Consider the following 14,861-nt stretch of genomic DNA (forward strand, 5'->3'; position numbering starts at 1 on the left):
CACCTCCTCCCAAGGCCGCACCGCAATCTCCGGTACCTCGTCGACCCACCACCCGGTCAACGTGTCGCCGATGTCGTCCAACGCCGCGGCGACCAACCGTGAACCGCGGTCATCCGCCGGACAAGGTTTCCCCGACAACTCAGCGGGAGACACCCTCAGCGCCTCGGCGAGGCCCTCCACCAGGCTTCGCTTCTCCACCGCACGACGACCGTGCTCGATCATGCTGAGGTAAGACTGCGAGATCCCCGCCAGGCCGGCCGTGACCGACATCGTCATACCCCGCCGCACCCGAATCTCACGGACACGACGACCAATACCCGGATCCTCAACCGTCACGCCTTCCCAGGTGTGCGATCCGCCGACCAGCCCGTGCGCGAACTCCGCCTCCGACCACAGGCACCACCAGCCTACACGGCGCAGTTTCCCCAGGTCATTACTGAATGTAGCGCAGGACGACGCCTGACCGTCAGTAGCCCAGGTCGGGTTTGTAGCGGTTGAGCAGGGGTTTGCCGTCGAGCCAGTGGCGGAGGTTGGTGCAGAAGAGGGTAGTGATGAGGGTGTTTTCGTTGGCGGCGGTGGAGGCTGAGTGGGGGGACACGAGCACGTTGGGCAGGTCCCATAGCGGTGAGTTGTCTGGTAGGGGCTCCACTGTGGCGACGTCCAGTGCTGCGCCCCGGAGGGCGCCGGTGGACAGGGCAGTGATCAATGCGGGTTCGTCTACGACCTGGCCGCGGGCGATGTTGACGACCACGGCGTCCGGTTTGAGGGCAGCGAGTTCCGTGGCGCCCAGTAGGCCCTCGGTGTCGGGGGTGAGTGGGCAGGCCAGTACGACCGCGTCCACGGTGGGTAGCACTGGTCCGATCGCGTCGAAGGTGACCACTTGGGACACTCCGGGCGCGCTGGCGGTGCCGCCGGGTCGGACCGCGGCGACCACCTCCACGCCGAGGCCGGCCAGTACGGTCGCGGTGTGTCGGCCGACTGCGCCCAGGCCGACTATCAGTACGCGTTGGCCGGTCAGGGTTCGGCTTGTGTAGCGGCTCCAGCGGTGTTCGGCTTGCCAGGCCTGGAGCTGCGGCACGTCTTTGACGAAGTGCAGCAGGCCGGTCAGCACGAACTCGGCCAGTGGGGCGGCGTGCACGCCCGCTGCCGTCGTCACGACGACCTTCGACAGGTCCAGGGGGAAGCGGTCGGTGAACCTGCCCAGGCCCGCGCTGGTTCCCTGGATCCAGCGCAGGAGCGGGAAGTTCGTGTTGATCTGGGCGGGGGCGCGGCGGTCGAAGTCGAAGGCGATTTCGGCCGATGAGGTCAGGTCGAACCACCGTGCTTGTTGGGCGTCGGTCAGTTCCGGCAGCACGCCGACGTGATCGCCCGCGTAGGCGGGGACGGGCAGCAAGTCGGGTTCGTACAGCACTTCCACCCGGGGGTCGACGGCCGCGATGCGGGCCACCAGTTCGGGTTCGAGCGGGGAGCAGATCACCACCCTGGTCACGAGACCTCCTTCGCGGCGCCGTTGAGCGCGTCGACCATGCGGTCCAGTGCGGCCGACCACCCGGCTTCCTCCCGGGCATAACACACCCGGAACCGGCCGTGGCCGGACGGGCCGAACTGGTACCCGGGGCTCACAACCACCCCAGCTCGCTCCTGCAACGCCCGCGCCACCGCCACGTCGTCCAGGCCCAGCGCCGAGACGTCCGGCCAGAGGTACGCGGTGCCCGCGCCGGGGCGCACGACCAGGCCCTCGACCCGGCGCAGCCGATCCGTGGTCAGCTCCCGCAACGCGGCCAACTCCGTGACGCGGGTGCGCACGAACTCCACGTCGTCGACCAGCCAGCGGGTCAGCACGTGCTGGGCGTACGCGGGCGCGCGCAGGCACGAGATCGCCATGACCTGTTCGATGGCGTCCACCACGTCGGCCGGGCCGATCGCGACGCCCACCCGGTAGCCGCTCAGCGATTCCGTCTTCGACCCGCCGAGCAGTGTGACCGTCCGCGCCGCCATCCCTGGTTCGGCCGCGAGGTGGGTGTACGGGACGTCGTCGTAGACCAGCCTGCAGTACAGCTCGTCCACGACCACCAGGAAGTCGTGCCGCACAGCGAGAGCGGCCAGCCCGCGCACGGTCTCGGGTGTGTACACCGTTCCCGTGGGGTTGTTCGGGTTCGACGTGAGCACCAGCTTCACGCCCTCGCGCGCCACAGCCTCCAGCGCGACCAGGTCCAATTGCGGTCCGGCGGGGTGCTCGACCATGCCCACGCGCACCACCCGCGCGCCCAGGAACCGCAGCATCCGCTCCACGAACAGGTACTCCGGATCGGCCAGCGCCACCACGTCGCCGGAGTCGACCAGGGCGGCGAGGGTGGCGAACAGACCGCCCTGGGTGCCGGTGGTGATGACGATCTCGCGGTCCGGGTCGACGTCGACGCCGAGCAGGCCGGACACCGAGCGAGCGCACGCCGCCCGCACGGCCGCGTTACCCCGGTAGCCGGTGTAGGCGAGTTCGCCGTCGGTCGCCGCGTCGGTGAACGCGGGCAGCGCCCACGGCGGCGGCGGGAAGCGGACGGTGTCGAAGTGGGTGGTGTCGAGCAGGCCGTGTCCGGCGCCGTCCAGCCGCAGGCCCAGGTCCGCCTCCCGCACGGACATGCCGAGCGTGTCCGCCCGCTCCGGCAGGTGCGTCCGCAGCACCCGCCGCGATTCGACGGTGTGACGGGTTGCCGCCATGTCGGTGTCTCCCTCTGCAGTCGTCTGGTTCGCCTCGGCCGGGTTCACGGCTCCGCCCAGTGGCAGGCCACGCCGCCGAGCAACGCGGGGACCTCACCGGAGCACCGCGCGCGCTGCGCGTCGGTCAGCTCCGCCAGGTACTTCGGGCACCGGGTGCGGAACCGGCACCCGGACGGCGGGTGCGCCGGGCTGGGCACGTCGCCGGTCAGCACGATCCGTTCCCTGGCCCGCTCCGCGCGCGGGTCGGGCAGCGGCACCGCCGACACGAGCGCCCGCGTGTACGGGTGGCGCGGGCGGTCGAACACCGCGTCGCGGTCGCCGGTCTCCACCACGCGCCCCAGGTAGAGCACGGCCACCCGGTCGGCGATGTGCCGCACCACCGACAGGTCGTGCGCGATGAACAGGTACGCCAGGCCCAGCGCGTCCCGCAGGTCCTCCAGCAGGTTGATCACGTCGGCCTGCACGGACACGTCCAACGCGGACACCGGCTCGTCGAGCACCAGCACCCGGGGCCGCAGCGCCAGGGCGCGGGCGATGCCGATGCGCTGGCGCTGCCCGCCGGAGAACTCGTGCGGGTAGCGCTCGGACCGTGCGCCGGACAGCCCGACCGACCGCAGCAGCTCCAGCGCCCGAGCCCTGGCCTCGCGGCGGCCGGTCCCGTTGACCCGCAGCGGTTCGGCGACCAGTTCCGCCGCGGTCATCCTCGGGTCCAGCGAGTTCGTCGGGTCCTGGAAGACGATCTGCAGGTCGCGGGCGTGCCCACGGCGCGAGAGCGGTTCGCCGTCGAGCAGCACCCGCCCGCCGGTCGGGTCTTCCAGGGACATCAGCAGCTTCGCGATGGTCGACTTGCCCGAGCCGGACTCGCCGACCAACCCCAGCGTCTCCCCCGCCGACAACTCGAACGACACGTCGCACACCGCGTGCAGCTCACCCCGGTCGCGGCGGAACAGGCCGCCGCCGCGCACCCGGTAGTGCTTGACCAGGCTAGCCGCGGTCACAATCGGCGCGGCAACTGTCGGTGTGGTGATGATCGGTGTGGCCTGCTCGGCGACCGGCGCGTCCGGCGGCGGGGGTGCGGGGCGCGGTGGGAACACGTCCTGCGGCCGCTTGCCGACGAGGTCGGCGCTGAAGTGGCAGGCGGCCAGGTGCTCGCCGTCGACCGATGCCAGCGGGGGCTCCTCGGTGCGGCACAGGTCGGTGGCCAGCGGGCAGCGCGGCGCGAACGCGCACCCGGTGATCGGCCGGTCCAGCGGCGGCGGGGTGCCCGCGATGGGGGTGAGCCGCGCCTGCTGCCTGCCGTCGAGCCGGGGCAGGCTGCCCAGCAGGCCCAGTGTGTACGGCATGCGCGGCGAGTAGAAGACCTCCTCGACGGTGCCGGACTCGACGACCTTGCCCGCGTACATCACGACCACCCGGTCGGCCTGCCCGGCGACCACGCCGAGGTCGTGGGTGATCAGCACGGTCGCCGCGCCGGTCTGTTCCCGGGCGGTGCGCAGCGCGTCGAGGACCTGGGCCTGGATCGTCACGTCCAGCGCGGTGGTGGGTTCGTCGGCGATGATCACGTCCGGGTCGTCGGCCATCGCGATGGCGATCACCACGCGTTGGCGCATCCCGCCGGAGAACTCGTGCGGGTAGTCCGCGATCCGTTCCCGCGCGTTCGGGATGCCCACCACCTCAAGCAACTCGATCGCGCGCTCGACGGCCTCGTCGCGACCCAGTTCCGGGTGGTGCGCCCGCACCGCCTCGGCGACCTGGAAACCCACCGAGTACACCGGGTTCAGCGCCGAGAGCGAGTCCTGGAAGACCATCGCCACCGACCGGCCGCGCACCGCCGCGAGCTCGTCGTCGCGCAGGCCGAGCAGTTCCCGGTCGTGGACCCGGACCGAACCGCCGACCTCGGCCCCGAGCGGTAGCAGCCCCATCACCGCCAGCGCGGTCGCGGACTTGCCGCACCCGGACTCGCCGACCACGCCCAGCACCTCCCCCGGCCGCAGCGACCAGGACACGCCGCGCACGGCCGTGACGCGACCGCGCTCGTCGGGGAAGGACACGGTGAGGTCCCGGACGCCGAGCACCTCGGCCACCACGCCGCTCATCGCCTGCTCCTGGACCTGGTGTTGTCGAAGGCGTCGCGCAGGCCGTCGCCGGTGAAGTTGACGCTCAGCGCGATGAGCACGATGAACAGGCCGGGGAAGTAGAACAGCCACGGCCGGGTGGACACCGCGGTCTGGTTCTGGCTGACCAGCAGGCCCAGCGAGGTGTCCGGCGGGCGGACGCCGAACCCGATGAACGACAGCGCCGTCTCGGCCAGGATCGCGACCGCGACGATGATGGTCACCGCCACGATGATCGTGCCCAGCGCGTTCGGCAGCACGTGCCGGAAGATGATCCGCCACGAACCCGCGCCGAACGTGCGCGCGGCGGCGATGAACTCCCGCTCGCGCAACGAGAGCACCAGGCCGCGCACCAACCTGGCCACGTACGGCCAGGTGAGCGCGGCGAGCACCAGCCCGATCAGCAACCAGCCCTGGCTGGACGCGCCGACGTTGTTGGCCAGCACCGCCGCGACCGCGATCGCCGGGAAGATCAGCACCAGGTCGGCGATCCGCATCAGCACCGTGTCGACCTTGCCGCCGTGCAGGCCCGCGACCGCGCCCCACACGCTGCCGAACACCCCGGACACCGCCGCCACGAACAGCGCGATCTCGACCGACCGCTGGGTGCCGCGCAGCACCTGGGCCAGCAGGTCGTAGCCGGTGGCGTCGGTACCGAACGGGTGCCGGGCCGATGGCGGCTGGGAGTTGTCGGGGGTGTAGACGTCGTAGGAGTAGTGCCACAGCGCGCCGCCGACGAAGGCCAGCAGCACCAGCAGTACGAACACGACCAGGCTGACCGTCGCCAGCCGGTGCCGGAGGAACCGGCGCACCACCAGCCGCCACCGGGGCGTCGCGGTGGACAACTCCCCGTCCGCGGGCGCGTACGCGATCTCAACCAAGGCGGACCCTCCTGTCCAGCACGGCGTAGAGCAGGTCGGCGATGAGGTTGAACAGCACGACGATCACCGAGACCAGCAGCAACCACGCCATGACGGCGTAGATGTCCTTGTCCCGCACCGCGGACAGCAGGAACGAGCCCATGCCGCGCCACTGGAACACGGTCTCGGTGACCACCGCGCCGGAGAACAGCACGGCCAGGTCGAGCGCCACCACCGTGGTCAGCGGCACCAGCGCGGTGCGCAGCGCGTGGCGGATGAGCACGGTGCGCCGCTTGAGGCCCTTGGCGCGGGCCAGCCGCACGTAGTCGCTGTCCTGCACCTCGATCATGGACGACCGGACGAACCGGCTCCACGGCGCGAAGGCGGTCATGGCCAGCACGACCGTCGGGAGCACCAAGTGGCCCAGCACGTCCCACACCGTGGGCCAGAACCCGGTCGGCGGGGGGATCGAGGCCTCGCCGACCGTGTAGACGAGCGTGGCGCCGGTCGCCTGGTTGAGGTCGATCGCCTGCTGCTTGAGCAGGATCGCGAACCAGAAGGCGGGCATCGACAGCAGCAGGAACCCGATGGCGGTGAACACGTAGTCCACTGTGGAGTACCGCTTCACCGCGCTCACCACACCGACCAGCAGGGCCAGCGTCAGCGCCAGCAGCACGGCGAGGGTGACCAGCCGGGCCGACACGAGCAGCCTCGGCCAGATCTCCGCGCCGATGTCGATCTTCTTGACCGACGGACCCCAGTCACCGCCGAGGATGCCGGTCAGCCAGTGCCAGTAGCGCTCCAGCACGGGCTGGTCGAGCCGCATCCGGTGCGCCTCGGCGGCCAGGACGGCCGGGGGCACCGGCGGCTGCTTGGCCTTGAGGTCGCCGAGCGGGTCACCGGACGCGCTGACCATGATGAACGTGATGAACGAGCCGACCAGCACGATCGGGACCGAGTGCAGCAACCGCCGCAGCACGTAAGCCAACATCGTCGCCCTGCCTTCCCTGGCGTGGCGCGGACTCCGCGGCCCGCGCCACGCTGCTGTCAACCGTTGTCCGTCAACCCGTGAAGCCCCACTCGCCACCGTTGTACGGCGGCCCGAAGTAGGTGCCGTTGGCCCGGACGTTGACCAGGTTCGCCTTGTACACCAACAGGTCCGGCACCTGGTAGAGCGGCAGGATGTAGGCGTCCTTGGTCAGTTGGGCGTCCACCCCGTTGAGGTACTCGGCGACCTGTGTCTCGTCGGTGGCACCCAAAGCCTTGGTGAGCAGGTCGTCCACCACCGGGCTGGAGTAGCCGCCGAAGTTCAGGCCCGCCTTGGTCATGAACGCCTGGGAGTACTGGGAGGCCAGGAAGGTCTGGCCGATCCAGCCCATCGCGAACAGGTCGAAGTCCTTGCCCGCCTGGTGGGTCACGGTCGCGCCGACCGAGTCGGTGGTCTGCACGTCCACCGTCACCCCGAGCTTCTTGGCCGTGTCGGCGAACAACTGGCACACCGTCTGCAGGATCTGGTTGTTCTGGATGTAGCGCATGGTCAGCGTCGGCACCGGCACGCCCTTGGGGTCGACCAGCTTGCCGCCGTCGATCTTGTAGCCCGCGTCGGTGAGCATCGACGTCGCCTTGGCGACATCACCGGTGCCCAGGGTGTCCAGGTTGTCCTTGTACCCGGGTTGCTGCGGCACGTAGATCCGGTTGCGCAGCGGTTGGGCGTCCGAGGTGAGCTGACCGACGGTCTTCTGGATGGTCTGCCCGACGTCCATCGCGGTGAACAGAGCCTTGCGCAGCACCGGGTCCTGCATCGCCGGGTTGTTCAGGTTCGGCAGGATCATCTGCTTGCGCAGCCCCTGCACGAGCTGGTACCTCACCCCGCTGAGGGCCTGCACGTTGCGCAGCAGGTCCACCTGCGGATCGGGGTTGATGACCTGGACCTCGTTGTTCTGCAACGCGGGCACCTCCTGCGAGGTGTCGGTGATGACGCGGAACACCAGGCTGTCCAACGTGACCGGCTTGCCCCACCACTTCGGGTTGGGCACCAGCGTCGCGGCCTGGTTGGTCTGCCAGGACTTGAAGATGAACGGGCCGCCGGACCAGTCGGGGAACGAGTCCTTGTAGCGGAACCCGTCGTTGAACGACTTGGCCAGGCCGTCGGGGGTGCCGTCGTCGCCGAGTTTGTGGGCGACGTGCGCGGGCAGGATCGGGCCGAACAACGACTTCCAGTCGCCGAAGGGCTGGCTCAGCGTCACGGTGACCGTGCGGCCGTCGTCCGAACCGACCAGCGAGGTGATGTGGTCGTAGCCCATGGTGGAGGCGACCTCGCACTTGGGGCAGGTCTTGGGGTCCGACGCGCGTCGGACGTAGTCGAAGTCGGCGGCGGTGATCGGGGTGCCGTCGTTCCACACCGCCTTGGGGTTGATCTTGTACACCAGGGTCTGCGGCGACGTGCCGGTCTGCTCGGCGCTGACCAGCAGGTCCTTGTTCAGCTCGACGGTCTTGAGGTCGGGCAGGGTGACGAACGGGGCGGGGTCGTAGACGTCGGCGACCAACTGGGTGGCCACACCGATGTCGGCGCCCAGCGGGTTCCAGTCGACGATGTTGCGTTCCAGGACATAAGTCAGGGTGCCGCCCTGCTTCGCCGTACCCGTGTTGGCGGTGTTGGCCTCACCCTTGACCTGGTTGCCCGTGTCGCCGCCCCCCGGCGAGCCGGCGGAACAGGCGGTCACCACAACGGCGACGGCGAGGAGACCGGAAAACTTTCGACCTTTCATGCTGCTCCACATCTCTGTGCGATGGGGCGGATCGCGGTCTCCAGAGTGAACAGGTGGCCTTCCTGGAAAAGCAAGCAACAACCGGTGAAGGCGTCCGTTAAGACCTGCTAAACGCATTCGGTGGCGGGCGCGCATTCGCTTCAAGCAAACGTAACCGCCGGGGTCGTCGAACTGTGTCTTGCATTCCCGGATCGGCGCGACGCAGAATCCGCGCACCGAATGTTCAGCGCAAGAACGCCAGGGAGCGAATATGCCGACACTCGCCGAAACGATCGAGTGGACCGACCACCCGGTCACCTCGTCACTGGCCTACGGCTCGGTCGACGTGCGGATCGGGACCGTCGGGCACGGCGGCCCGGTCGGGTTGGTCGTGGCGAGCGTGCACGGGGACGAAGGGCCCTGGGGGACGCTCGCGGTCAACCGGCTGCTGGCCTCCGTGCGGGAGGAGGAACTGCTCGGCACGCTGCGGGTGGTGCCCGTGGCCCACCCGCTGGCCACCGAGGCCGACGCCAGGCAGACCCACCTCGACCTGCTCGACCTCAACAGCTCGTTCCCCGGCGACCCGGCGGGCTCGCACACCCAGCGGCTGGCCGCCGTGCTGGCCGAACACGCGGTCGACGGCGCGGAGGTCGTGCTGGACGTGCACGGCGGCGGCAGTTGGAACATCAACTGCTTCAGCTACCGGTTCCCCGGCAGCGAGCACGTCGCCGAGTGGATGGGCACGCCGCTGATCCTCGACGGCCCCGACCGCGCGTCCAGCCTCACCGGGTACGCCAGGGTGCGCGGCGCGGTCGCCGTGTGGATCGAGATGGGCGGCCGCGGCGAGTTCGAAGAGGACAGAGCGGCCACCGTCACCCGCGGCCTGCGCCGGGCGCTGGGCAAGGCGGGGGTGCTGACCGAGGCCGACCTGCCCGACGAGCCGGGCACGCCCGCCGCGGGCAAGGTGCCGCTGTCGACCTCCCGGCCGGGCATCTACCAGCCCGTCCTGCGCGAGTCCGCGCTCGGTTCGGTGGTCGAGGCGGGCACCGTCGTCGGCCACCTGCTCGACCCGGTGTCCAGCGAGGTCCTGGAGACCTTCCGCGCGCCGTTCCCGCGCACCGCGCTCGCGCTGCTGCGCCCCACCCTGGCCAGGATCGAGTCGCCCGGCCAGGTAGTCGCCCTCGTCGCCGAGATCGTTTAGGAGAACCAGGATGATCGACCCCACCGGCCGGTTCGCCATCGTGGCGGGCAACGCCGAGGACATCGGCCACGCCGTCGCCCGGGAACTGGCCACCGCGGGCATGACCGTGGCGGTGCTGTGCGACCAAGCCGACGCCGTGCGCGCGTTGGCCGAAGAAGTGCCGTCCGTGCACGCGTTCGTCACCGATTTCACCGACGCGGAGGTGCTGCGGGCGTCAGCGGAGGAGGCATTGCGGCAGTTCGGCGCACCGCGGGCGCTGGTGCACAACTCGGCGGTGTTCCGCGAGGTGTCCGTGTTGGAGTTGGGCGTGGCGGCGTTCAAGGCCGAGTCCGACAGCATCCTGCAGAGCGCTTTCGTGCTGGCCAAAGCCGTGTGGCCGCACATGATCGAGGCGCGGGACGGCAGCATCGCGTTCGTCTCGTCGGGTTCGGCGTTGTCGGGGTTCGCGAACGAGGCCGCTTACGTCGCGGGCAAGCACGGGCAGGAAGGGTTGATGAAGGTGTTGGCGTTGGAAGGCAAGGAACACAACATCGCCGTCAACACCATCACCACCGGGGCGCCGATCGACGGTCCACTGGCCTACACCTACTCCGACGCCATGCGCGCGGTGATGGTGCCGCCGTCGCGGCTGGCGCCCGCGTTCGCGTTCCTGGCCGGGATCGACGCGGACTTCGCAACCGGCCAACGGTTCAACGCGTTCCAGGTCTCCGAGGCCATCCGAATCACCCGGGAAGGGGTGTCCGCGTGATCGACATCAACGGCAAGGTGGCGTTCCTGACCGGCGCCGCCGAGGGGCTGGGTCGCGAGATCGCGCGTGAGCTCGTCGCGGGCGGCATGCGGGTGGCGCTGATGGACGTGCAGGCCGAGAAGTTGGCGGCGGTGGCGGAGGAACTGCGGTCGACGGGCGCGGACGTACTACCGATCACTGTGGACCTGGCCGACCCGGTGGCCACGGCTTCCGCCGTCGAAACGGCATTGGCGCACTACGGCACGCCCCGGGTGCTGATCCACAACGCGGCGGTGCTCAAGGAGGTGTCCATGGTGGACGTGTCCTTTGCGGACTGGCGGCGTGAGGTGGACATCATCTTGGGTGCTGCTTACGTCCTGACGAAAACGGTGTGGCCGCACATGGTCGAGGCGCGCGATGGCAGCATCGTGTTCCTGTCCTCGGGGTCCGCGCTGTTCGGTTTCGTCAAGGAAACCGCCTACACGCCTGGGAAGCACGCGCAGGAAGGGTTGATGAAGGTGTTGGCGTTGGAGGGAAAGGAATACAACATCGCCGTCAACACCACGTCCACCGGTCGTCCTATCGACACACCCATGTCGGACTCCCACTACACCGAGGAGATGCGGATCGGCATCGTGCCGCCGTCGCGGCTGGCGCCCGCGTTCGCGTTCCTGGCAGGCATCGACGCGGACTTCGCGACCGGCCAACGGTTCAACGCCTACCAGTTGTCCGAGGCGATCCGGGTGACCCGCGGATGACCCCGCCCGCCGGGCACTACCAACCGTTCGTGCGCGCGGGCGACACCGTGTACGTGTCCGGCCAGGTACCGCGCCTGTCAGACGGTTCCTACGAGCCCGCCGACGTCGCCACGGAGACGGCGCTGGCGCTGGACAACCTCGCCGCGGTCGTGCGGGCGGCGGGCGGCGACCAGACCTGCGTGGTGAAGGTGACCGCGTACCTGACCGACGTGGCGGACTTCGCGGAGTTCGACCGCGCCTACGCCGCCCACTTCGGCGAGTGGAAACCGGCGCGGACCACGGTGGTCGCGGGGCTGCGGTCGGTCAAGGTCGAAGTGGACGCCGTGCTGCACCTGCCGTCGGCAATCGGTGACGGTGAGTGACAGTTGACCGGTTTGCACCGGTGTTGTGCCAGGATGGCCGGGGAAGGCGAGTACTGGGAGTGAGGTGACGCCGGCGTGCTGACGGTGAGCCTGGCTGGGCTGCGCGCGATCGACGCCCTCGCCACCCACGGGTCCATGACGGCCGCCGCCAGCGCGCTGGGCTACACCCCGTCGGCGATCTCGCAGCAGATCGCCCGGCTGAGCCGCGACGTGCGCCAACAGCTCGTGGAACACCAGGCCGGGCGGACCACGCTGACCCCGGCTGGCCGGGTCCTGGCTGAGTCGGCCAGCCGGATCGTCATCGAGCTGGAAAGCATGAACGCCGAACTGCAGGCGCAAGCCGCGACGGTCACCGGCACGCTCACCATCGCCGCCTTCCCCACCGCCGCCCGCGGCGTCCTCCCCGCCGCCATGCGGGAACTCGCCGACACCTGGCCCGGCCTGTCCCTGCGGCTCATCGAGGCCGACTCGCACCGCGCGGTGGAACTCGTCGCCCGCGGCACCGCCGACCTGGCAGTCGCCCACGACTGGATGGCGATCCCGCTGTCCCTGCCGGAAGGGCTGCAGGCCAAACACATCGGCAACGACCTGTCCGACGTACTCGCCCACCACACCCACCCGCTGGTCGACCGCGACTCAGTGGACCTGGAAGAACTCCGCGACGAACCCTGGCTCTACGAACCCGGCTCCGTCGCCCACGACTTCCTGATCAACGCCTTCCACCGCACCCCCAGCCCCTCCCGCTTCACCCACATCGTCAGCGAATACGCCACCCAGATCCAACTCGTCGGCGAAGGACTCGGCCTGGCCCTGGTCCCCCGCATGGGCCGCGGCCAACTCCCCCCAACAGTCCGCCCCCTCACCATCCGCTCCCCACCCCTACGCCGCACCTACGGCGTCTGGCGCATCCCCACCGGCCGCCGCCCCGCGTTGACCACCGCACTGGACGTCCTGGAAGCCGTATCCACCCGACTGGAACAGGAAAACTGACCGGATCGTTCCACAGCGGACACGCAGACCGACGTAGGGCCACAGGCGATATCTGAATATATTTTGTCAGCGACGACAGGTCATTCGTCGCGGTTGAGCTCGTCGTCCGCCGTCATTTCCTCGGAGGAGGACTCGGGAACAGCCTCAGTCACCTGTCCCAAGCGATAGTAGCGGCACGCGCTCTTGTACTCATCCGGCGAATCGTCATACATGATCACGTAACCCATGAGAGCCGCTACCTGCCATGACTCGGGGAGCGCCTCCGAGACGAGCCGAAATGCCTCATCAGCCGACGGGCTGTACGTCGAGAGCTCGATTTTCGCGAGCTTGGATTCTGGTGGTTCGGCATAGCGAAAATTGTAAGGCAGCCCGCTCTTGAGCGCCTTAAGGAAATCGTGTAGAATGTATTCACCTGGCTTCAGGCCTTCGACACGCTTGCCAAGGTCTATACTGTACACCACATCGAAGTGGTTCTTCTTCAGCAGCGTGCTGTCACGCCTACGTCCGGGGTCCTTGTTTCCGAAGCCATTATTGTTCCATGAAATTCCACCTTTCCCCTTGTAGTGACTGATAAGTAGCTGCTCGGGAGCCAGCGCGGAGAAATCTTCGTCAACATACAGGCAGGAAAATGTAACGTGGGCGAGGTCGATTCCGAGTCGACCGGAAAGCTTGCGAAGGTGATTCTTGAGCCTGCCTGGCAAGGTTTTGTCCGCTTTACCGACGTACACCAGATCGCCGTCGAAGTACAACTGGTATACCCCCGGTCGCTCCTCGAGGACAGCGAGGCTGTTGTCATCCAGAGGGGCCTGCACCATGCCATCCAGCGCCACAGCCAACTGGTCGCCGAGCGCCTTCGTGATACTCAGCCGGAAGTCACCATGAAACCCGTGCTTGACCTGCCGGTCTGGCCACTTCATGTGTCCACCCCTTTCCACAGCGTGATCACCCGCAGCCTATGCTCCACCGAACGCCGGGGACGACTCGCCCCAGTGCGATCACCTGACCCACGCGAGGCCCGCGGTAGGATTCCCCCATGGTTGACCAGCCCAAGGGCAAAGTCGAGGCCCGCACCAGCGTTGAGCTGTTCGCGGGCGGGGGCGGTCTCGCCATGGCGGTCCACCAGGCCGGTTTCCGCCCGCTGTTGTTCAACGAGTTCAACAACCGCGCTTGCGAGACGCTCGTGGCGAGCGCGCGGACGACCCTCGGGGTCGATGGCTTGGTCGTCGCGGATGAGAAGACGCCGAGCCCACCGAAGCCGGGTCAGCCCGCTCCCCTTTACCCGGGAGACGTGCGCGACCTCGACCTGAGCGCTCTCGAGGGGCAGGTGGACGTTCTCGCCGGAGGGCCGCCCTGTCAGCCGTTCAGCGCCGGAGGAGTGGCCAAGGGGGACGAGGACAAACGCAATATGTTCCCCGCCATGTTCAAGGCGGTTCGCGAGATCCGGCCGAAGGCCGTCATCTGCGAGAACGTTCGCGGCCTGCTCAGGCCCTCATTCGCTGGATACTTTCAATACATCCAGAACGAGCTCCGCCTGCCGTTCGAGAAGCGCGACAGCGCCGCGAGATGGCAGGATCACGACGCTCACCTGAGCGGCATCCTGCGTGGCTTGTCCGACGATGACGATGACCCCGACCACTACAAGGTCGTGATGGTCCCGGTCAACGCCGCCGACTACGGCGTTCCACAGGTGCGCAACCGCGTTGTCCTCGTGGCGTTCCGCGCGGACCTTGGCATCGATGTCCACGCCTTCGCGAAATACGTCACGACACCAAGGTTCTCCGAAGCCGCGCTACTGCGCTCCATGCGGGACGAAGATGGACCCTACTGGCAACGCCATCCGTACGTACCAGACCATGTGCGCGAACGAGTCCGCAGTCGCCTGCCCAAAACAATCAAGGAGGACGACTGCAGGCCTTGGCGCACCCTCCGCGACGCGATCACCGGATTCGGCACCGACGGAAAACTGCCTCCACTGCCTCCAGTGGACTTCACGCGGCTCGCGGAGAAGCACGACTTCGGCGACGCGATCGGAGTCGTCGACCACATCGGATGGCCTGGGGCGCGAATCTACAAGGGGCACACACCCAACGAACTCGACCAGCCCGCCAAGACCGTCAAGGCGGGCGTCCACGGTGTGCCGGGAGGGGAATCGGTCATGCTCCTGGACGAGCGAGTCCCGGACTCCGGTTCACCCGACGGCTGGTCCTACCTGCACCGATACATGACAGTCCGTGAGACCGCCCGGGTGATGACTTTCCCCGACGAGTGGCTGGGTTCTGGCCCGCGGGGCGAGCAGATGCGACAGTTGGGCAACGCCGTTCCCGTGGTGCTCGGCGAGTTCTTCGCCAAAGCGGTGGCTGAAGCCTTGACCGCCGCGGGGCACTGAC

General features: G+C 68.6%; 14 protein-coding genes. 6 read left to right on the top strand and 8 right to left on the bottom strand.

The features are described from left to right. The 7 genes from H504_RS41000 to H504_RS0109545 form a co-directional block, all read right to left on the bottom strand. The coding region (locus H504_RS41000) for a helix-turn-helix domain-containing protein (protein ID WP_157440311.1) at positions 1-336 on the bottom strand (336 nt) is incomplete at its 3' end. Between the two features lie 130 nt (positions 337-466). Then, positions 467-1,489 (bottom strand): D-2-hydroxyacid dehydrogenase, encoded by a 1,023-nt coding sequence (locus H504_RS0109520; protein ID WP_035303840.1) that lies wholly within the window; start codon positions 1,487-1,489, stop codon positions 467-469. After that, positions 1,486-2,715: a pyridoxal phosphate-dependent aminotransferase gene (locus tag H504_RS0109525; RefSeq protein WP_026422593.1), complete on the bottom strand. Its 1,230-nt coding sequence runs from the start codon at positions 2,713-2,715 to the stop codon at positions 1,486-1,488. Before H504_RS0109525 ends, H504_RS0109520 begins: the two co-directional genes overlap by 4 nt. A gap of 44 nt (positions 2,716-2,759) precedes the next feature. After that, positions 2,760-4,811 carry a dipeptide ABC transporter ATP-binding protein gene (locus tag H504_RS0109530; RefSeq protein ID WP_026422594.1) on the bottom strand — a complete coding sequence of 684 codons (2,052 nt, stop codon included), beginning with the start codon at positions 4,809-4,811 and terminating at the stop codon, positions 2,760-2,762. Further along, the gene (locus H504_RS0109535; RefSeq protein WP_026422595.1) at positions 4,808-5,710 is read right to left on the bottom strand and encodes an ABC transporter permease; all 903 of its coding nucleotides are present in this window, start codon (positions 5,708-5,710) and stop codon (positions 4,808-4,810) included. Before H504_RS0109535 ends, H504_RS0109530 begins: the two co-directional genes overlap by 4 nt. After that, positions 5,703-6,680, bottom strand: coding sequence for an ABC transporter permease (locus H504_RS0109540; protein WP_026422596.1), 978 nt, complete (start codon positions 6,678-6,680; stop codon positions 5,703-5,705). The genes H504_RS0109535 and H504_RS0109540 overlap by 8 nt, the downstream gene beginning before the upstream one ends. Before the next feature lie 70 nt (positions 6,681-6,750). Further along, on the bottom strand, positions 6,751-8,457 hold the full coding sequence (locus H504_RS0109545) for an ABC transporter family substrate-binding protein (protein WP_026422597.1): 1,707 nt from the start codon (positions 8,455-8,457) through the stop codon (positions 6,751-6,753). A gap of 250 nt (positions 8,458-8,707) precedes the next feature. On the opposite strand from H504_RS0109545, the gene H504_RS0109550 reads away from it, so the two are divergent. The 5 genes from H504_RS0109550 (at position 8,708) to H504_RS34150 (ending at position 12,474) form a co-directional block, all read left to right on the top strand. Further along, the gene (locus H504_RS0109550; protein WP_026422598.1) at positions 8,708-9,637 is read left to right on the top strand and encodes a succinylglutamate desuccinylase/aspartoacylase family protein; all 930 of its coding nucleotides are present in this window, start codon (positions 8,708-8,710) and stop codon (positions 9,635-9,637) included. 10 nt (positions 9,638-9,647) lie between these two features. Beyond that, positions 9,648-10,385 carry an SDR family NAD(P)-dependent oxidoreductase gene (locus H504_RS0109555; protein WP_026422599.1) on the top strand — a complete coding sequence of 246 codons (738 nt, stop codon included), beginning with the start codon at positions 9,648-9,650 and terminating at the stop codon, positions 10,383-10,385. Next, entirely contained in the window at positions 10,382-11,122 is a 741-nt protein-coding gene (locus tag H504_RS0109560; protein ID WP_026422600.1) for an SDR family NAD(P)-dependent oxidoreductase, read from the top strand. Before H504_RS0109555 ends, H504_RS0109560 begins: the two co-directional genes overlap by 4 nt. Further along, positions 11,119-11,484: a RidA family protein gene (locus tag H504_RS0109565; protein WP_026422601.1), complete on the top strand. Its 366-nt coding sequence runs from the start codon at positions 11,119-11,121 to the stop codon at positions 11,482-11,484. The genes H504_RS0109560 and H504_RS0109565 overlap by 4 nt, the downstream gene beginning before the upstream one ends. A 75-nt stretch (positions 11,485-11,559) precedes the next feature. Continuing rightward, positions 11,560-12,474 (top strand): LysR family transcriptional regulator, encoded by a 915-nt coding sequence (locus H504_RS34150; protein WP_035303841.1) that lies wholly within the window; start codon positions 11,560-11,562, stop codon positions 12,472-12,474. 80 nt (positions 12,475-12,554) lie between these two features. Here the strand turns inward: H504_RS34150 and H504_RS0109575 are convergent, their stop codons facing one another. Next, complete coding sequence (locus tag H504_RS0109575; protein WP_026422602.1) at positions 12,555-13,391, bottom strand: GIY-YIG nuclease family protein; 837 nt, start codon at positions 13,389-13,391, stop codon at positions 12,555-12,557. 116 nt (positions 13,392-13,507) lie between these two features. Here H504_RS0109575 and H504_RS0109580 point away from each other — a divergent pair, with 116 nt between their 5' ends. Further along, positions 13,508-14,860, top strand: a complete 1,353-nt coding sequence (locus tag H504_RS0109580) for a DNA cytosine methyltransferase (RefSeq protein WP_026422603.1) — start codon at positions 13,508-13,510, stop codon at positions 14,858-14,860. The last annotated feature ends 1 nt before the right edge of the window (position 14,861 follow it).

This window comes from Actinokineospora inagensis DSM 44258 (genome assembly GCF_000482865.1).
GTDB lineage: Bacteria > Actinomycetota > Actinomycetes > Mycobacteriales > Pseudonocardiaceae > Actinokineospora > Actinokineospora inagensis.